Genomic DNA, 18,372 nt, shown 5'->3' with positions numbered 1-18,372 from the left:
GCGCGAGGCGGTGCGGCGCTAGGCCGTGCGGCGCTAGGCGGCCGGTGCCGCCACCTTCAGCTCGACGGTGAGGGTGGCTCCGCCGTGGGTGACGATGCGCAGGAGGTACGTCCCCGCGGTGTCGTCGGCGTACAGCTCCGGCAGCAGCAGCTTGCCCTCGGCGTCGGTCTTGAGGGCCGTGAGTGCGCGCACCGGCTTGCCGTCCGCGCCCTTGAAGTAGGGACCCTCGTCGGCGGCGGTGGCGTCCTTCGCCGACTTGAGGAGCGTGGCGGTCGCGGCGACGCCCGCGGCGCGCTCCCCCTCGTACGTCGCCCTGACGCGCAGGCGCTCGGCGAACTCCTGGCCGGGGGCGCTGGTCAGCGGGGTGTCGCCGATGCGCTCCAGGGCGTCGGCGCGGGGCGCGGTGACGGTCGCGGGCACCTCGACGGCGCTCAGGGAGCGGTCCACGACGCGGGCCCGGACGGTGAACTCGCCGGTCCGCTCGCCCGCCCGGAGCTCGGGCGCCGTCGCCGTGCCGGTGGCGGTCGTGGTGACGGTGACGCTGCGGGCGCCGCCCTCGAAGCGGGCGTCGGTGTCGCCGGAGACGGTGAACCGCACCTTGACCTTGGCGACGCCGAGGCCCGAGCGGGTCTCGGCCTTGACGGCGACGCGGTCCTCGAAGGCGTCGCCCGTGGTCGCGGTGAGCTCGTCGGCGCCCGCGTTCGCCAGCCGGGCGACCTGCTCGGACGGCTTCGGGGGCTTCGGCGGCTTCGGCGGCTCGGGATTGCCGGTGCCTTCGCCGGGCTTGCCCGGGGTGGGCGGCCTGTGGGTGCCGGTGTTGGGGTCGGGAGTACCGGGCCGGTGCGCCTCGTCGGGCTTCTCGCCCGGCTTCTCGCCGGTCTGCTTGTCGGGCTTGTGCGGCGAGGGCAGGGGCTTCGGCCCGGGGGCGGGCGAGGTGGGCGGGCTGCTGGGTCCGGGGGTGGGGTGCGTGGGCCGGTTCGGCAGGTTCGGCAGGCTCGGCTGTGTGGTGTCGCTGCGGTCGTCGGGCAGGACACCGGTGCCGTCGGGAACCTCGTGGGTGCCCTTGCGGTAGTACTCCAGCCACGACAGGACCGTGTTCAGGTACTCCGTGGAGCGGTTGTAGCTGAGGATCGCGGCGTGCAGGTCGTCGTCGACGGCGAGGTCGCGGTCGTTCGCGCACAGGTAGTGGGCGGCGGCGAGCGCGGCGTCGTAGATGTTGTTGGGGTCCTTCTTGCCGTCGCCGTTGCCGTCCTTGCCCGCGAAGGCCCACGTCGACGGGATGAACTGCATGGGGCCGACGGCGCGGTCGTGCGTGGTGTCGCCGTCGTAGGCACCGCGGTCGGTGTCGGTGATCCTCGCGAAGCCGTTGCCGTTGAGCACCGGGCCGAGGATCGGCGTGAACGTCGTGCCGTCGGCGTCGACGCGGCCGCCGCGGGCCTGGCCCGACTCGACCTTGCCGATGGCGGCGAGCAGCTGCCAGGGCAGGTTGCAGCCGGGCCGGTCCGTGCGCACGGCCGTCTCGGCCTTCTTGTACGCGTCGAGAACGGTGGCGGGCAGGCCCGCTTCCCGCTCGCCGGTGCCGGGTCCGCCGGGCTTGCCGGTCGGCGGTGCGGGACTCCGCAGGGGCGGCAGGTCCGTGTAGTACGGCGAGTTGCCGGTCGCGGAGTCGCCGTCCGGTGACGGCGAGGAGCCCGCGGCGCCCGCCCGGTCGTCCCGCGCGTCGTCGCCCGTCGCGCCCGGCGCCTGCGAGGCGGCCAGCGCCGCCACCGCCGCGGCGGCGACAGCGGTGGTCACCGCGGTCCTGCGCATCCGCCTGCCGAATACCGCCGCCATGTCCGTATGCCCCTCCCCTTGACGACCCTGCCCCGCCCCGACTCCGCGCGCCCGCGCGCCCTCCCGGAACGACTCAGGCGACACTACGACAACTTCACGAGCCGAGACACCTGTTCGTGCCCGATTTTCCCGATTACCACGTCACAGCATCGTCCCGGCCCCGCACGTTACGCCCACGACTACTGGGCGTTCACACCCAGGAGCCAACCGGCCCAGCCCGCCCGGCGCCTGCCAAGCCCGTCCGACGCCCCGCCCGCCCGGTACCCCTATAGCCCGTCCGGCGCTTGAGGACGAGCGCGCAGCGCGACACCCCACCCACGGGCCCGCGGCCAACCAACCCCCGGGACGCAAAACCCAAGCCCGTCCGGCGTTTGAGGACGAGCGCGCAGCGCGACAACCCACCCACGAGCCCGCGGCCAAACAACCCCGGGACGCAAAACCCAGCCCGTCCGGCGCTTGAGGACAAGCGCGCAGCGCGACAACCGGCCCCCTCAGCCGCCCAGAGGCCGACAACCGGCACCCCCCAGCCGGCCAGGGGACTCCGGTACCCCCAGCCGGCCAGAGGCTAATGCGCGGCCGACTCCCAGTCGCCCCCCACCCCCACCGACACATCCAACGGCGCCCGCAGCGAAACAGCCCCCACCATCTCCCGGCGGACGAGACCCTCGACCGCCCCCCGCTCGCCGGGAGCGACCTCCAGGACGATTTCGTCGTGGACCTGGAGCAGCATCCGCGAGGAGAGCCCCTCCTGCGTCAGCGCCCGGTCCACGTTCAGCATGGCGACCTTCACGATGTCCGCGGCGGTCCCCTGGATCGGCGCGTTCAGCGCCATGCGCTCAGCCATCTCGCGCCGCTGCCGGTTGTCGCTGTTGAGGTCGGGGAGATAGCGGCGGCGGCCGAGCATCGTCTCCGTGTACCCCGTGGCGCGGGCCTCGTCGACGGCGCGGCGCAGATAGTCCCGCACCCCGCCGAAGCGCTCGAAGTAGGTGTCCATCAGGGCGCGCGCCTCGCCCGCCTCGATGCCGAGCTGCTGCGAGAGCCCGAACGCCGACAGGCCGTACGCCAAGCCGTACGACATCGCCTTGATCTTGCGGCGCATCTCGGCGTCGACGGCGGAGCGCTCCACGCCGAACACCTGCGAGGCCACCGTGGTGTGCAGGTCCTCGCCGGAGGTGAACGCCTCGATGAGGCCCTCGTCCTCCGACAGGTGCGCCATCACGCGCAGTTCGATCTGGCTGTAGTCGGCGGTCATCAGGGACTCGAAGCCCTCACCGACGACGAAGCCGCGGCGGATGGCCCGGCCCTCGTCGGTGCGCACCGGGATGTTCTGGAGGTTCGGGTCCGTCGACGACAGCCGCCCGGTGGCGGCCACCGTCTGGTTGTACGTCGTGTGGATGCGGCCGTCCGCGGCGATCGACTTGACCAGGCCCTCGACGGTGACGCGCAGCTTCGCCTGCTCGCGGTGGCGCAGCATGATGACGGGCAGTTCGTTGTCCGTCTGGGCGGCGAGCCAGGCGAGGGCGTCGGCGTCCGTGGTGTACCCGGTCTTCGTCTTCTTCGTCCTGGGCAGGCCCAGCTCGCCGAAGAGGACTTCCTGGAGCTGCTTGGGCGAGCCCAGGTTGAACTCGTGGCCCGCCGCGGCGTGCGCCTCCTTCACCGCCTGCTGCACGGCACCGGCGAACTGCTGCTCCATGGCCTCCAGGTGGGCGCGGTCGGCCGCGATGCCGTACCGCTCCAGGCGGGCCAGGAGGGTGGAGGTGGGCAGCTCGACGTCCTTGAGGAGCCCTGCGGCGTTCACCTCCGCCAGCCGGTCACCGAAGGCGGTGCCCAGGTCGAGGATGGTGCGGGCGCGCACCATCAGCTCGTCGGCCGCGGCGCCCTCGGCGTCCTCGTCGGGCTCGCCGAACGCCAGCTGCCCGCCGTCCGCCGCCGCCGCGGGCACCAGCTCCCGGCCCAGATACTCCAGGGACAGCGCGTCCAGGTCGAAGGAGCGGCGGCCCGGCTTGACCAGATAGGCCGCGAGGGAGGTGTCCATGGTGATGCCGTCGACGCTCCAGCCGTGCTCGGCGAAGACACGCATCACCCCCTTGGCGTTGTTCAGGACCTTGGGCTTGTCGGGGGCGGCGAGCCAGGCCGCGAAGGCGTTCTCGTCGGCCTGGTCGAGGCGGGCCGGGTCGAACCAGGCGGCGGCGCCACCGGCCGCCGCGAGCGCGACCTCGGTGACCGAGCCGGCGCCGAGCTGCCAGGAGTCGACCGTGGCCAGACCGAGGACCGCGTCGCCGTGCTCGGCGAGCCAGCCCGTGAGCTCACCGGCGCCGAGGACCGAGCCGTCCAGGTCGATGCCCTCGGCGGGCGGGGCCTCCTCGGCCTGCTCCGCGCCCGGGTCCACGGCAAGGAGCCGCTCCCTCAGCGAGGGATTGCGGATCTCCAGGGTGTCGAGGACCATCGCGACGCCCTTGCGGTCGTACGCGGCACGCTCCAGGTCGGCGACCGTCCTCGGCAGCTCCACGTCCCGCACCAGCTCGGTCAGACGGCGGTTGAGCCGCACCGACTCCAAGTGGTCGCGGAAGTTCTGCCCGGCCTTGCCCTTGACCTCGTCGGCGCGCTCCACCAGCTCCGCGAACGAACCGAACTGGGTGATCCACTTCGCGGCGGTCTTCTCGCCCACGCCGGGGATGCCGGGCAGGTTGTCCGACGGGTCGCCGCGCAGCGCCGCGAAGTCCGGATACTGGGCCGGGGTCAGGCCGTACTTCTCCTCGACCTTCGCCGGGGTGAAGCGCGTCAGCTCCGAGACGCCCTTCGTGGGATACAGCACCGTCACGTGGTCGGAGATCAGCTGGAAGGAGTCCCGGTCACCGGTGACGATCAGGACCTCGAAACCGGCCGCCTCCGCCTGCGTGGCGAGGGTGGCGATCACATCGTCCGCCTCGAAGCCGTCGACCGCGAACCGCACCGCGCCCATCGCGTCGAGCAGCTCGCCGATCAGCTCGACCTGCCCCTTGAACTCGTCGGGGGTCTTGGAGCGATTCGCCTTGTACTCCTGATACGTCTCGGAGCGCCAGGTCTTGCGGGAGACGTCGAAGGCCACCGCGAAGTGCGTGGGCGCCTCGTCGCGCAGCGTGTTCGCCAGCATCGACGCGAAGCCGTAGATCGCGTTCGTCGGCTGGCCCGTCGCCGTCGTGAAGTTCTCCGCGGGCAGCGCGAAGAACGCCCGGTACGCCAAGGAGTGCCCGTCCATCAGGAGCAGGCGGGGACGCTCACCGCTGCCGGCCGGGGTCGCCTTCTTCGCCGCCTTCGCGGCGGGCGCGGACTTCTTCTTCGCTGCTGTTTCTGCCACGCCCCCGATCCTGCCACGCCGCACTGACACTCAGGCCACCACGAGCCCGCCCGGCGGCTGTGTCAGTGGCGCGTGGGAGTATCGGAGACGTATCTCACGCATGCGCTCGAAGAGGAGCAGGCCATGGCAAGCAAGCCGCCCAAGGGCGACCCGGTCCAGGACGCGCCCCAGGTCACCGAGGCGCAGCACGCCGCCGCCGGTCTGCCCGCCATCGGCCACACCCTGCGCGTCGCGCAGAAGCAGATGGGTGTGCGGCGCACGGCCCTCACCCTGCTGCGCGTCAACCAGAAGGACGGCTTCGACTGCCCCGGCTGCGCCTGGCCGGAGCCCGAGCACCGGCACACCGCGGAGTTCTGCGAGAACGGCGCGAAGGCCGTCGCCGAGGAAGCGACGCTGCGCCGCGTCACCCCCGACTTCTTCGCCGCGCACCCCGTCACCGACCTCGCCACCCGCAGCGGGTACTGGCTGGGCCAGCAGGGCCGCCTCACCCACCCCATGTATCTGGCGGAGGGCGCCGACCACTACGAGCCGGTGCCCTGGGAGCGGGCCTTCGACATCGTCGCCGAGGAGCTGGCCGCCCTCGGCTCCCCCGACGAGGCCCTCTTCTACACCTCGGGACGCACCAGCAACGAGGCGGCGTTCCTCTACCAGCTGTTCGCCCGCGAGCTCGGCACGAACAACCTCCCCGACTGCTCCAACATGTGCCACGAGTCCTCGGGCTCGGCCCTCACCGAGACGCTCGGCGTCGGCAAGGGCAGCGTCCTGCTCGAAGACCTCCACAAAGCCGACCTGATCATCGTGGCCGGGCAGAACCCCGGCACCAACCACCCCCGCATGCTCTCCGCCCTGGAGCAGGCCAAGCGCGGCGGCGCGAAGATCATCACCGTGAATCCGCTGCCCGAGGCGGGCCTGGAGCGCTTCAAGAACCCGCAGACCCCCCAGGGCATGCTCAAGGGCACCGCCCTCACCGACCTCTTCCTCCAGATCCGCATCGGCGGCGACCAAGCCCTCTTCCGCCTCCTGAACAAACTGATCCTGGACACACAGGGCGCCGTCGACGAGGACTTCGTACGCGAGCACACCCACGGGTACGAGGACTTCGTGGCCGCCGCCCGCGCCGCCGACTGGGACCAGACGCTGACCGCGACGGGCCTCGACCGCGCCCGCATCGAGGAGGCGCTGCGCATGGTCCTCGCCTCGAAGCGCACGGTCGTGTGCTGGGCGATGGGCCTCACCCAGCACAAGCACGCCGTGCCCACGATCCGCGAGGTCGTCAACTTCCTGCTCCTGCGCGGCAACATCGGCAGGCCGGGCGCCGGCGTGTGCCCGGTGCGCGGCCACTCGAACGTCCAGGGCGACCGCACGATGGGCATCTTCGAGCGGCCCGCCCCCGCGTTCCTCGACGCCCTGGAGAAGGAGTTCGGCTTCGCCCCGCCGCGCCACCACGGCCTGGACGTCGTCCGCGCCATCAAGGCGCTGCGCGACGGCGACGCGAAGGTGTTCTTCGCGATGGGCGGCAACTTCGTCGCCGCCTCACCGGACACCGACGTCACGGAGGCCGCGATGCGACGCGCCCGCCTCACGGTGCACGTCTCCACCAAGCTGAACCGCTCCCACGCCGTGACCGGCGCCCGCGCCCTGATCCTGCCGACACTGGGCCGCACCGAACGCGACGTCCAGGCCGGCGGCGAACAGTTCGTGACCGTCGAGGACTCCATGGGGATGGTGCACGCCTCCCGCGGCCGCCTCGACCCCGCGAGCCCGCACCTGCTGTCCGAGCCCGCCATCGTGTGCCGCCTCGCCCGCCGCGTCCTCGGCGCGGAGTCGGCGACGCCCTGGGAGGACTTCGAGAGGGACTACGCCTCGGTGCGCGACCGCATCGCGCGCGTGGTCCCCGGCTTCGAGGACTTCAACGCACGCGTCGCCGAGCCCGGCGGCTTCACCCTGCCGCACGCCCCGCGCGACGAGCGCCGCTTCCCGACAGCCACCGGCAAGGCCAACTTCACCACCGCACCCGTGGAGTACCCACGCCTGCCCGCAGGCCGCCTGCTCCTGCAAACCCTGCGCTCCCACGACCAGTACAACACCACCGTCTACGGCCTCGACGACCGCTACCGAGGCATCAAAAACGGCCGCCGCGTCGTCCTCGTCAACCCCGACGACGCCCGCGACCTCGGCCTCACCGACGGCTCGTACACCGACCTGGTCAGCGAGTGGACGGACGGCGTCGAGCGGCGCGCCCCCGGCTTCCGCGTCGTGCACTACCCGACGGCACCGGGCTGCGCCGCCGCGTACTACCCCGAGACCAATGTCCTGGTCCCGCTCGACGCCACGGCCGACACCAGCAACACCCCCGCCAGCAAGTCCGTGGTCGTGCGCCTGGAACAATCGCCGACCGACTGAGCGTTCGCTCAGCAACCGGCGGGCCGCCGCGGCCGCCGTCGTGCACAGGTGTCGTCGACGAACGGAGCCAGGACCGATGGGTGAGCAGCACACGACGAAGTTCCCGCAAGAGGTCGTCGACGAGTACGCCACGCTCGGCGTCGACCTGCCCGCACTCTTCTCCGCGGGCCACCTCGGCGACCGCATGGGCGTGCACATAGTGGAGGCATCCGCCGAGCGCGTCGTCGGCACCATGCCGGTCGAGGGCAACACCCAGCCGTACGGCCTGCTCCACGGCGGCGCGTCCGCCGTCCTCGCCGAGACCCTCGGCTCGATCGGCGCCATGCTGCACGGCGGCAGCACGAAGTTCGCCGTGGGCGTCGACCTCAACTGCACACACCACCGCGGCGTCCGCTCCGGCCTGGTCACCGGCGTGGCCACCCCGGTGCACCGGGGCCGCTCCACCGCCACGTACGAGATCGTCATCAGCGACGAGGCCGACAAGCGCGTGTGCACCGCCCGCCTGACGTGCATGCTGCGCCCCGTGGCCAAGGGTGGGGCGACCGGCGGCCCCGGAGCAGCGGGCAGCGGCGACACCACCGCCTGAGCCCGGGAGCACGGCCTGCGCCGCCCCTGTACGGGTACGGTCCGGCCCCCGCGTACGGGGCCGGGCCGCGCCCGGCCTCACCCCGGGGCAGGGACACACCCGCCCCCACCCGACCACAGGCGCACGAAGCGCGACCCAAGCACAGGCTTACGAAGCACCGCTCAAGCACAGACTTACGAAGCGCGGCCCAAGTACGGGCCCGCCCCGGCACCCCGGCCCGAGCGCTCGCACCGCTCCGGGCGCGCGCGGCGCGAAACCCCTGCGGGCCGGAAACCGCTGGGCGCCCGGCCCGCGCCCGGTGCGCAACCCATCTCCTGCCGCGGTTGGCTCGGGCACGAAGTCGCTGGTGGCGCCGTGCCGGACGCACTTCCCCGCCCTCGCGCGCCCACGAACGAAAAGCAAAGCGACGATTGCCCCTCGCCGGTATGGCGTCCGAATAACGGACACGCGTCGTCACCAACCGTATTCGCGGCGCGTCGAACCGATGCCCTATCCACGCATCCCCCGGCACCCGGGCGGACACCGCACTCTTCACAGGGAAAACAGGAGTGCTACGCAAAAACACTCCTGACCGCACACATTCGCGAAGGCGGAAAAGTGCCCCGGAATGCCGGACTCCACTCTTTTGCGGTAACGCTGCGTAATGCCCGTGCAATCCCGCCGAGACCCACAGGAAGCACCCCGCGGCCGCAAAAGATCATTTACTCGCGGACGCACCCCGCATACGCCCCGAACACCGCTGTCATGAGTGAAACCAGTCAACGGTCCTGCACGTTTTCCGAGGTCAGTATCTGCCGAAGCATGCAGATTCCGCCACAACCACCCCCTGCGTTCCAGCGCGGAATACTCCGTGGCATAACAAGAGCGTCACAGCCTTGGTCCGACCACTCCACCTGGATCAATTGCCCCCTTAGAGTCACGGCCAGTCACCGCGCCGCCGGGCGCGAACTGAATTGCACGGCCCTGTACCACCACCAGTACGGCCCGGCGATCTTCACGGCACCTCCGCCGAGGTGGCCGCGCCAGGGAAAGGACCCATCGTGCGAAACCGTTCCGCGCTCATACTCACCACGGTGCTGACCACCGGAGCCCTCACCCTCACCGCCTGCGGGTCGCGCGACGACAAGGACTCCGACGACAACGGCAGCGGCGACAAGACCACGGTCACCATCGGCTTCGACGCCCCCCTGACCGGCGACCTCTCCGCACTCGGCATCGGCATGCGCAACTCCGCCGAACTCGCCGTCAAGACGGCCAACAAGGAGAACACGGTCGACGGCGTCGAGTTCAAGCTCCAGCCCCTCGACGACCAGGCCCAGCCCTCCGTCGGCGGCCAGAACGCCCAGAAGTTCATCAGCAACAAGGACGTCATCGGCGTCGTCGGCCCCCTGAACTCCAGCGTCTCCCAGTCGATGCAGAAGCCCCTCAACGACGCCAACCTCACCCAGGTCTCCCCGGCCAACACCGGAACCGAGCTCACCCAGGGCGACGGCTGGAAGAAGGGCGACAAGAAGCGGCAGTTCAAGACCTTCTTCAGGACCGCCACGACCGACCAGGTCCAGGGCCAGTTCGCCGCCCAGTACCTGATCCAGAAGGCAAAGATCAAGAAGGTCTACCTGATCGACGACCAGAAGACCTACGGCGCCGGCCTCGCCGCCTCCTTCAAGGACACCTTCACCGACCTCGGCGGCAAGATCGTCGGCCAGGACCACGTGAACCCCGAGGACCGCGACTTCAAGTCCGTCGCCTCCAAGGTCAAGGGCACCGGCGCCCAAGCCGTCTACTACGGCGGCGAATACCCCGCCGCCGCCCCCCTCAGCCAGCAGCTCAAGGAATCCGGCGCCAAGGTCCCGCTCATGGGCGGCGACGGCATGAAGAGCGAAGAGTTCCCGAAGCTCAACAAGAAGGCCGAAGGCGACCTCGGCACCTCCGTCGGCGCCCCCGTCGAAGAACTCCCCTCCGCGAAGAAGTTCATCGACGAATACAACAAGAACTACAAAGAGAACATGGAGACCTACGGCGGCGGCACCTACGACGCCACCTGGGCCATCATCGAAGCCGTGAAGATCGCCGTCACCGACAACGGCGGAAAGCTCCCCTCCGACGGCCGCGTCAAGGTCCTCGAAGCCATGAGCAAGGTCAAGTTCGACGGCGTCACCGGCAGCGTCTCCTTCGACGAGTACGGCGACACCACGAACACCATGATGACCGCGTACGAAATCAAGAGCAACAAGTGGGCATCGAAGTTCAGCGAGGCCTACAAGCCCCGCTAGACCTCGACCAAGGCATTGACTCCCGACCGCGCGGGAAGCGCTACCAGCGCTCCCGCGCGGTGCCATATCCGAACCACCCAACGGAGGGCCTGCGGTGAACGAACTGCCGCAACAGCTGGCCAATGGACTCATCCTCGGCGCGATGTACGGTCTCATCGCGATCGGCTACACGATGGTCTACGGAATCGTCCAGCTCATCAACTTCGCCCACGGCGAGATCTTCATGGTCGGCGGCTTCGGCGCCCTCACCGTCTCCCTGTGGCTACCCGACGGGTTCTCGCTGCTCGCCGCGATCCCACTCATGATCATCGGCGGCGTCATATGCTCCGTCGCCGTCGGCACCGCCGCCGAACGCTTCGCCTACCGACCCCTGCGCGGCGCACCACGCCTCGCACCCCTCATCACCGCCATCGGCCTGTCCATCCTGCTCCAGCAGGCCGTCTGGAAGTGGTACCCCGACGCCAAGAAGGACCGCACCTTCCCGCAGTTCAGCGGCGAACCCGTACACATCTTCGGCGCCGACGTCCAACGCGGTGACTTCTTCCTCATCCTCGCCGCCCCCCTGTGCATGCTGGCCCTCGCCTACTACGTCAACAAGACCCGCACCGGACGCGGCATGCAGGCCACCGCACAGGACCCCGACACCGCCAAGCTCATGGGCATCAACACCGACCGCATCATCGTCATGGCCTTCGCCATCGGCGCCGCGTTCGCCGCCGTCGCAGCCGTCGGATACGGCCTCCACAACGGCCAGGTCGGCTTCAAAATGGGCTTCATCATGGGCCTCAAAGCCTTCACCGCAGCCGTACTCGGCGGCATCGGCAACATCTACGGCGCCATGCTCGGCGGCATCGTCCTCGGCGTCGCCGAAGCCCTCGCCACCGGCTACATGGCCGACGTACCCGGCATGGAACAGTTCGGCGGCGGCGCCTGGAAGGACGTGTGGGCCTTCGCCCTCCTCATCCTCGTCCTCCTCCTGAGGCCCCAAGGCCTACTCGGCGAACGCGTCGCGGATCGGGCGTGATACCCATGACCACCAACACCACGGGCACCACCGCCAAAACCCCGGCGAACGCCCCCACCGCCACCCTGCCGCTGCCCCCCAACGCAGCCCGCATCGCCGTCCTCGCAGGCTCCGCAACCGCCCTCATCGGCACCTTCCTCGCCTGGACCTGGACCACCGCCTTCCCCGGCAACCTCACCGTCACCGGCTACCCCGGCGGCCTCCAAGTCGTCACCCTCACCGGCGCCGCCCTCACCCTCCTCTTCGCCCTCTCCAGCCACGGCATCCGAGGCCTCCGCTGGCTCACCCCCGGCGGCACCAACAGCCCCGTCCTCCTCCTCAGCCTCGGCGTCCTAGGCAGCACCGGCTACACCATGGGCGCCATCGCCGAACACCTCGGCGGCATCGTCAACCTCGAACCCGGCGCCTGGGTCTCCGGCATCGGCGCCCTCATCGCCACCATCGGCGCCCTCGCACTCCCCCCCGACCTCCCCACCGACGAACCCCACGCAAACCCCTGGCAACGCCTGCGCCACAGCCTCAAAGCACCCCCACCACCACGCGCCAGAACCCTGCCCGACTGGATAGAGATCCTCATCATCGCCGCCGCGTTCGGCATCGGCCTCTACGTCTTCGCCTACGGCATCGAGGCCTACTCCGAACTCTTCATCGGCTTCCTCATCACCACCATCCTCGGCGCCACCGCACTCAACCGAGCCGGACTCATCCCCCGCCTCAACACACTCACCGCCAAACACCGCAACGTCACCCTCACCGCCGCCATCATCGCCGCGGCCATGTTCCCCTTCACCCAGAGCGACGCCAGCTACGCCCTCATCGGCGTCAACATCCTCATCTTCGCCACCGTCGCCCTCGGCCTGAACGTCGTCGTCGGACTCGCCGGACTCCTCGACCTCGGATACGTCGCCTTCCTCGGCGTCGGCGCCTACACCGCCGCCCTGGTCTCCGGATCCCCCGCCTCCACCTTCGACGTCCACTTCCCCTTCTGGGCCGCCGTCCTCGCCGGCGCCGCCGCCTCCCTCGCCTTCGGCGTCATCATCGGCGCCCCCACCCTGCGACTGCGCGGCGACTACCTCGCCATCGTCACCCTCGGCTTCGGCGAGATCTTCCGCATCACCATGAACAACCTCAACGGCAGCGCCGGCCCCGACCTCACCAACGGCGCCCAAGGCATCCCGAACATCCCCGACCTGGAGATCTTCGGCTGGAACCTCGGCGTCGAACACGAAGTCCTCGGCTTCACCCTCAGCAGACCCGCCAACTACTACCTGCTGATGCTGTTCTTCACCGCCGTCGTCGTCCTCGTCTTCCGCCGCTCCGGGGAATCCCGCATCGGCCGCGCCTGGGTCGCCATCCGCGAGGACGAGACCGCCGCCACCGCCATGGGCATCAACGGCTTCCGCGTCAAACTCATCGCCTTCGCCCTCGGCGCCACCCTCGCCGGGTTCGCCGGCACCGTCCAGGCACACGTCTCCTACAGCATCACCCCCGAGCAGTACCTCTTCGCCAACACCGTGCCACCCAACTCCGCCTTCCTGCTCGCCGCCGTCATCCTCGGCGGCATGGGAACCATCAGCGGACCCCTCATCGGCGCGGCCCTGCTCTACCTCATCCCCGCCAAACTCCAATTCCTCGAGGACTACCAACTCCTCCTCTTCGGCCTCGCCCTCATCCTGCTCATGCGCTTCCGGCCCGAAGGCCTCGTCGCCAACAAGCGCGCCCAGCTCGAATACCACGAGACCGACCAACTCGACGTACCAGACCAGCAGAAACTCCCCGAAGGCACCGTCGGCGCAAGCAAGGCGGGGGCGTGACAACCATGACCACCACAACCACCACCACGACCGTCCTCGAAGCCAGCGGCGTCACCATGCGCTTCGGCGGCCTCACCGCCGTACGCGGCGTCGACCTCACCGTCCGCAGCGGCGAGATCGTCGGCCTCATCGGACCCAACGGCGCCGGAAAGACCACCTTCTTCAACTGCCTCACCGGCCTCTACGTCCCCACCGAAGGCAAGGTCTCCTACAAAGGCACCGTCCTCCCCGCCAAACCCCACCTCGTCACCGACGCAGGCATCGCCCGCACCTTCCAGAACATCCGGCTCTTCGCCAACATGACCGTCCTCGAAAACGTCCTCGTGGGCCGACACACAAGGACAAAAGAAGGCCTCTGGTCCGCGCTGCTCCGAGGCCCCGGCTTCAAAAAAGCCGAAGCCGCCTCACACGCCAGAGCCATGGAACTCCTGGAATTCATCGGCCTCGCCCACAAAGCCGACCACCTCTCCCGCAACCTCCCCTACGGCGAGCAACGCAAGCTCGAGATCGCCCGCGCCCTCGCCAGCGAACCCGGCCTCCTGCTGCTCGACGAACCCACCGCAGGAATGAACCCGCAAGAAACCCGCGCCGCCGAAGAACTCGTCTTCGCCATCCGCGACCAAGGCATCGCCATCCTCGTCATCGAGCACGACATGCGGTTCATCTTCAACCTCTGCGACCGCGTCGCCGTCCTCGTCCAAGGCGAAAAACTCGTCGAAGGCACCTCCGAAACCGTCCAGGCAGACGAACGCGTCGTCGCCGCCTACCTCGGCACACCCTTCGAAGGCGCACCCGGCGCCGCGGAGGTCGCCGAAGTCGAAGCAGCCGAAGCCGGGGCAGGAGCAGGAGCCGACACCACCGCCACGGCCGACAGCACGGCGGACACCCCCGCGGAACCCTCCGCGGACAGCCCCACGGACACCTCCACGAGCAGCTCCGCGGACACCTCGGCGGAAGGAAAGACCCCGTGACCACACTGCTCGAAGTCGAAGACCTCAAGGTCGCCTACGGCAAGATCGAAGCCGTCAAAGGCATCACCTTCAGCGTCCAAGCCGGACAGGTCGTCACCCTCATCGGCACCAACGGCGCAGGCAAGACCACCACCCTGCGCACCCTCTCCGGCCTCCTCAAACCACTCGCCGGAAAAATCATGTTCGACGGACAGCCACTCAACGGCGTCCCCGCCCACAAAATCGTCGCCCTCGGACTCGCCCACTCCCCCGAAGGCCGACACATCTTCCCCCGCCTCACCATCACCGAAAACCTGCAACTCGGCGCCTACCTCCGCGACGACAAAACAGGCATCGAAAAAGACATCCAACGCGCCTACGACCTCTTCCCCATCCTCGGAGAACGCCGCAAACAAGCCGCCGGCACCCTCTCCGGCGGCGAACAACAAATGCTCGCCATGGGCCGCGCACTCATGTCACGCCCCAAACTGCTCATGCTCGACGAACCCTCCATGGGACTCTCACCGATCATGATGCAGAAAATCATGCACACCATCGCCGAACTGAAATCCCAGGGCACCACCATCCTGCTCGTCGAACAGAACGCCCAGGCCGCGCTCTCCCTGGCCGACCACGGCCACGTCATGGAAGTCGGCAACATCGTCCTGTCCGGTACGGGACAGGACCTGCTGCACGACGAGTCCGTGCGGAAGGCCTACCTCGGCGAAGACTGATTCCTCCTGGCCCCTGGGCCCTGAGCAGCCAAGAGGGCGGTCACCCCGGTGGGGGTGACCGCCCTCCTCTCGCTCCGTCTTTTTCGGCCGGCCGCCGGTGGGGGCTCGGCGCGCAGTTCCCCGCGCCCCCTGCGGGGCCCTAGCCCTTCGCTGCCTTCTTCTCCTGCGCGTCCTCGATGACCGCCTCCGCCACCTGCTGCATCGACAGACGACGGTCCATCGACGTCTTCTGGATCCAGCGGAACGCGGCGGGCTCCGACAGGCCGTACTCCGTCTGGAGGATCGACTTCGCCCTGTCCACCAGCTTGCGCGTCTCCAGGCGCTGCGTGAGGTCAGCGACCTCGCGCTCCAGCGCCTTCAGCTCCGTGAAGCGCGACACCGCCATCTCGATGGCCGGGACCACGTCACTCTTGGAAAATGGCTTCACCAGGTACGCCATCGCGCCCGCGTCCCTGGCCCGCTCGACCAGGTCGCGCTGGGAGAACGCGGTGAGCATGAGCACCGGCGCGATGGACTCCTCCGCGATCTTCTCGGCGGCGGAGATGCCGTCCAGGACGGGCATCTTCACGTCCAGGATCACCAGGTCCGGCTTGTGCTCGCGGGCCAGCTCGATGGCCTTCTCACCGTCGCCGGCCTCGCCCACGACGGTGTAGCCCTCCTCCTCCAGCATCTCTTTGAGGTCGAGCCGGATGAGGGCCTCGTCCTCGGCGATGACGACACGGGTCGTCAGCGGCGGGACGTGCGACTGTTCGTCGTCGGTCGTCTCTTCGGGCTGGGGCGACTCGGGGGCGGTCACGGGGGCTCCTCGTTCGGGGCAGATCTGCTTTCCATGAGCCTACCTAGCTGCGGTAAGGTAGTTGCGCGAGGGGGGATGCTGTCCCTTCTTTTCTTAAGCCCCAGTACTCCAACTGGTTAGAGAGGCCGCTCTCAAACAGCGGACAGTGTGGGTTCGAATCCCACCTGGGGCACCTTTCCTTCGTTTCCAAGATGGCAGGCCAATGGATCGATTTCACTTGATCGTGTAGGCCGCCTAGATTCGCCCCACACCGTGGGCACGGCAGCACCAGCATCGGCCATATGTACGACATGGGCACACGCAAGCGCGCACTCGCGCTGGTCGCACAAGGCCGCAGTCTGAACTCCGTCAGCAAGGAGATCGGCGTCTCGCGCGCGGCCCTCCGCTCCTGGCAAACCCGCATCGAACCGCTGAAGAGTGCCTCCGGGTGCCCGAGGTGCGACGGCACTCCGAGTAAGCCCGAGAACCAAGCCTCGTACGCCTACTTACTGGGCCTCTATCTCGGCGACGGCTGCCTCAGCTACCTCCACCGAGGCGTCTACTTCCTCCGCATCGCCTGCGCTGACGCCTGGCCCGGACTGATCGACGCCTGCGCCGAAGCGATGCAGGTACTGCGTCCCGACAACAAGGTCTTCCGCATCCAGCGCCAGGGCTGCCAGAACGTCACCTGTTACAGCAAGCACTGGCCCTGCTTCTTCCCCCAACACGGCCCCGGCAAGAAGCACACGCGCACCATCGCACTCGAAGCCTGGCAGCAGGAGATCGTCGACGATCACCCCTGGGAGTTCCTCCGCGGACTCATCCACTCCGACGGCTGCCGTGTCATCAACTGGACCACCCGGCTCGTCGGCGGCGAGCGCAAGCGCTACGAGTACCCGCGGTACTTCTTCACGAATACGTCGACTGACATTATCCGGCTCTGCACGGACACCCTCGACCGGCTCGGCGTCGAGTGGAAGACGCTGCACCAGAGCCGCGCCGCCGTCACCGTCTCCATCGCCCGCAAAGCCAGCGTAGCCCTCATGGACGCCCACGTCGGGAAGAAGTACTGAGGGAGGGGGCCGGGCTAGCGGGGGCTGTCCGCCTCGCCGATGTGGTGGACGCGTACCAGGTTCGTGGAGCCGGGGACCCCGGGAGGTGAGCCGGCGGTGATGATGACGATGTCGCCCGGCCGGCAGCGGCCGATCTTGAGGAGTTGCTCGTCGACCTGGCGGACCATCGCGTCGGTGGAGTCCACGTGCGGGCCGAGGAACGTTTCGACGCCCCAGGTGAGGTTGAGCTGGGAGCGCGTCGCGGCGTCGGGGGTGAAGGCGAGGAGGGGGATCGGGGAGCGGTAGCGGGAGAGGCGGCGGACGGTGTCGCCGGACTGGGTGAAGGCGACGAGGAACTTGGCGCCGAGGAAGTCGCCGATGTCGGCGGCGGCGCGGGCGACGGCTCCGCCCTGGGTGCGGGGTTTGTTGCGTTCGGTGAGGGGCGGGAGCCCCTTGGCGAGGATGTCTTCCTCGGCGGCTTCGACGATGCGGCCCATGGTGCGGACGGTCTCGATGGCGTATTTGCCGACGCTGGTCTCGCCGGAGAGCATGACGGCGTCGGTGCCGTCGATGACGGCGTTGGCGACGTCGGAGGCTTCGGCGCGGGTGGGCCGGGAGTTGTCGATCATCGAGTCGAGCATCTGGGTGGCGACGATGACGGGTTTGGCGTTGCGCCGGGCGAGTTTGATGGCGCGCTTCTGGACGATGGGGACTTGTTCGAGGGGCATTTCGACGCCGAGGTCGCCGCGGGCGACCATGATGCCGTCGAAGGCGGCGACGATGTCGTCGATGTTGTCGACGGCTTGGGGTTTTTCGACTTTGGCGATGACGGGGAGGCGGCGGTTCTCCTCGTCCATGATGCGGTGGACGTCTTCGATGTCGCGTCCGCTGCGGACGAAGGAGAGGGCGATGACGTCGAAGCCGGTGCGCAGGGCCCAGCGGAGGTCTGCTTCGTCCTTGTCGGAGAGTGCGGGGACGGAGACGGCGACGCCGGGGAGGTTGAGGCCTTTGTGGTCGGAGACCATGCCGCCTTCGATGACGGTGGTGGTGACGCGGGGGCCGTCGACGGCGGTGACTTCGAGGGTGACTTTGCCGTCGTCGACGAGGATGCGTTCGCCGGTGGTGACGTCGTCGGCGAGGCCGGTGTAGGTGGTGCCGCAGCGTTGGCGGTCGCCTTGGACGTCGGGTTCGACGGTGATGGTGAATTCGTCGCCGCGTTCGAGGAGTACGGGTCCTTCGCTGAAGCGGCCGAGGCGGATCTTCGGGCCTTGAAGGTCGGCGAGGACGCCGATGCTGCGGCGGCTCTCGTCGGCGGCCTTGCGCACGCGCTGGTAGCGCTCCTCGTGGTCGGCGTAGGTGCCGTGACTGAGGTTGAAGCGTGCCACGTCCATTCCGGCTTCGACCAGGGCCTTGATCTGGTCGTAGGTGTCGGTGGCGGGTCCCAGGGTGCAGACGATTTTTGCTCGGCGCATGTATCGACCCTAGGCCTTACCGGTGGGTAGAGAATTGGCTGGGCGTGACTACTCAACGTCCTTTGCGTGAAGGGCTCTTGACAAGTGTTGAAGTGTGCGTGTGGTCGCTCCGATGAGCG

The 18,372-nt window shown here is 69.1% G+C and carries 12 protein-coding genes and 1 tRNA gene; 9 read left to right on the top strand and 4 right to left on the bottom strand.

The features are described from left to right. Positions 1-33: 33 nt before the first annotated feature. Entirely contained in the window at positions 34-1,833 is a 1,800-nt protein-coding gene (locus tag ACH4DX_RS05050; RefSeq protein ID WP_398154008.1) for a lytic transglycosylase domain-containing protein, read from the bottom strand. A 565-nt stretch (positions 1,834-2,398) separates the two neighbouring features. Next, positions 2,399-5,071: a DNA polymerase I gene (polA, locus tag ACH4DX_RS05045; protein ID WP_398154182.1), complete on the bottom strand. Its 2,673-nt coding sequence runs from the start codon at positions 5,069-5,071 to the stop codon at positions 2,399-2,401. 222 nt (positions 5,072-5,293) lie between these two features. On the opposite strand from polA, the gene ACH4DX_RS05040 reads away from it, so the two are divergent. The 7 genes from ACH4DX_RS05040 to ACH4DX_RS05010 all read left to right on the top strand — a co-directional run bounded on the left by ACH4DX_RS05040 (position 5,294) and on the right by ACH4DX_RS05010 (position 14,954). Continuing rightward, positions 5,294-7,573: an FdhF/YdeP family oxidoreductase gene (locus ACH4DX_RS05040; protein WP_398154007.1), complete on the top strand. Its 2,280-nt coding sequence runs from the start codon at positions 5,294-5,296 to the stop codon at positions 7,571-7,573. A gap of 76 nt (positions 7,574-7,649) precedes the next feature. Then, entirely contained in the window at positions 7,650-8,159 is a 510-nt protein-coding gene (locus ACH4DX_RS05035) for a PaaI family thioesterase (protein WP_398117887.1), read from the top strand. A 1,040-nt stretch (positions 8,160-9,199) separates the two neighbouring features. After that, a complete protein-coding gene (locus ACH4DX_RS05030) occupies positions 9,200-10,432 on the top strand; it encodes a branched-chain amino acid ABC transporter substrate-binding protein (protein ID WP_398117885.1) in 1,233 nt (410 codons plus the stop codon). A 94-nt stretch (positions 10,433-10,526) separates the two neighbouring features. Then, positions 10,527-11,456 carry a branched-chain amino acid ABC transporter permease gene (locus ACH4DX_RS05025; RefSeq protein ID WP_398117883.1) on the top strand — a complete coding sequence of 310 codons (930 nt, stop codon included), beginning with the start codon at positions 10,527-10,529 and terminating at the stop codon, positions 11,454-11,456. A 5-nt stretch (positions 11,457-11,461) separates the two neighbouring features. Then, a complete protein-coding gene (locus ACH4DX_RS05020) occupies positions 11,462-13,270 on the top strand; it encodes a branched-chain amino acid ABC transporter permease (protein ID WP_398117881.1) in 1,809 nt (602 codons plus the stop codon). Next, the gene (locus tag ACH4DX_RS05015) at positions 13,267-14,241 is read left to right on the top strand and encodes an ABC transporter ATP-binding protein (RefSeq protein WP_398117879.1); all 975 of its coding nucleotides are present in this window, start codon (positions 13,267-13,269) and stop codon (positions 14,239-14,241) included. The genes ACH4DX_RS05020 and ACH4DX_RS05015 overlap by 4 nt, the downstream gene beginning before the upstream one ends. Then, positions 14,238-14,954 (top strand): ABC transporter ATP-binding protein, encoded by a 717-nt coding sequence (locus ACH4DX_RS05010; protein WP_398117877.1) that lies wholly within the window; start codon positions 14,238-14,240, stop codon positions 14,952-14,954. Before ACH4DX_RS05015 ends, ACH4DX_RS05010 begins: the two co-directional genes overlap by 4 nt. Positions 14,955-15,093: 139 nt before the next feature. Here ACH4DX_RS05010 and ACH4DX_RS05005 read toward each other — a convergent pair whose 3' ends face one another. After that, positions 15,094-15,750, bottom strand: coding sequence for an ANTAR domain-containing response regulator (locus tag ACH4DX_RS05005; RefSeq protein ID WP_398154006.1), 657 nt, complete (start codon positions 15,748-15,750; stop codon positions 15,094-15,096). 97 nt (positions 15,751-15,847) lie between these two features. On the opposite strand from ACH4DX_RS05005, the gene ACH4DX_RS05000 reads away from it, so the two are divergent. Continuing rightward, positions 15,848-15,922, top strand: a tRNA-Leu gene (locus ACH4DX_RS05000). Between the two features lie 109 nt (positions 15,923-16,031). Next, entirely contained in the window at positions 16,032-16,802 is a 771-nt protein-coding gene (locus ACH4DX_RS04995) for a transcriptional regulator (protein ID WP_398117874.1), read from the top strand. Positions 16,803-16,816: 14 nt separating this feature from the next. Here ACH4DX_RS04995 and pyk read toward each other — a convergent pair whose 3' ends face one another. Continuing rightward, positions 16,817-18,253: a pyruvate kinase gene (gene pyk / locus ACH4DX_RS04990; protein WP_398117872.1), complete on the bottom strand. Its 1,437-nt coding sequence runs from the start codon at positions 18,251-18,253 to the stop codon at positions 16,817-16,819. Between the last annotated feature and the right edge of the window lie 119 nt (positions 18,254-18,372).

This window comes from Streptomyces sp. NPDC017940, from assembly GCF_044328435.1.
GTDB lineage: Bacteria > Actinomycetota > Actinomycetes > Streptomycetales > Streptomycetaceae > Streptomyces.
This window is presented reverse-complemented; position numbering and strand designations above follow the sequence as displayed.

Excerpts from the sequence above, each read along its gene's own strand:
- ACH4DX_RS05040 (WP_398154007.1), top strand. The coding sequence starts at position 5,294 with ATGGCAAGCAAGCCGCCCAAGGGCGACCCGGTCCAGGACGCGCCCCAG.
- pyk (WP_398117872.1), bottom strand. The coding sequence starts at position 18,253 with ATGCGCCGAGCAAAAATCGTCTGCACCCTGGGACCCGCCACCGACACC.
- ACH4DX_RS05050 (WP_398154008.1), bottom strand. The coding sequence starts at position 1,833 with ATGGCGGCGGTATTCGGCAGGCGGATGCGCAGGACCGCGGTGACCACC.
- ACH4DX_RS04995 (WP_398117874.1), top strand. The coding sequence starts at position 16,032 with ATGTACGACATGGGCACACGCAAGCGCGCACTCGCGCTGGTCGCACAA.
- ACH4DX_RS05035 (WP_398117887.1), top strand. The coding sequence starts at position 7,650 with ATGGGTGAGCAGCACACGACGAAGTTCCCGCAAGAGGTCGTCGACGAG.
- polA (WP_398154182.1), bottom strand. The coding sequence starts at position 5,071 with ATGGACGGGCACTCCTTGGCGTACCGGGCGTTCTTCGCGCTGCCCGCG.
- ACH4DX_RS05020 (WP_398117881.1), top strand. The coding sequence starts at position 11,462 with ATGACCACCAACACCACGGGCACCACCGCCAAAACCCCGGCGAACGCC.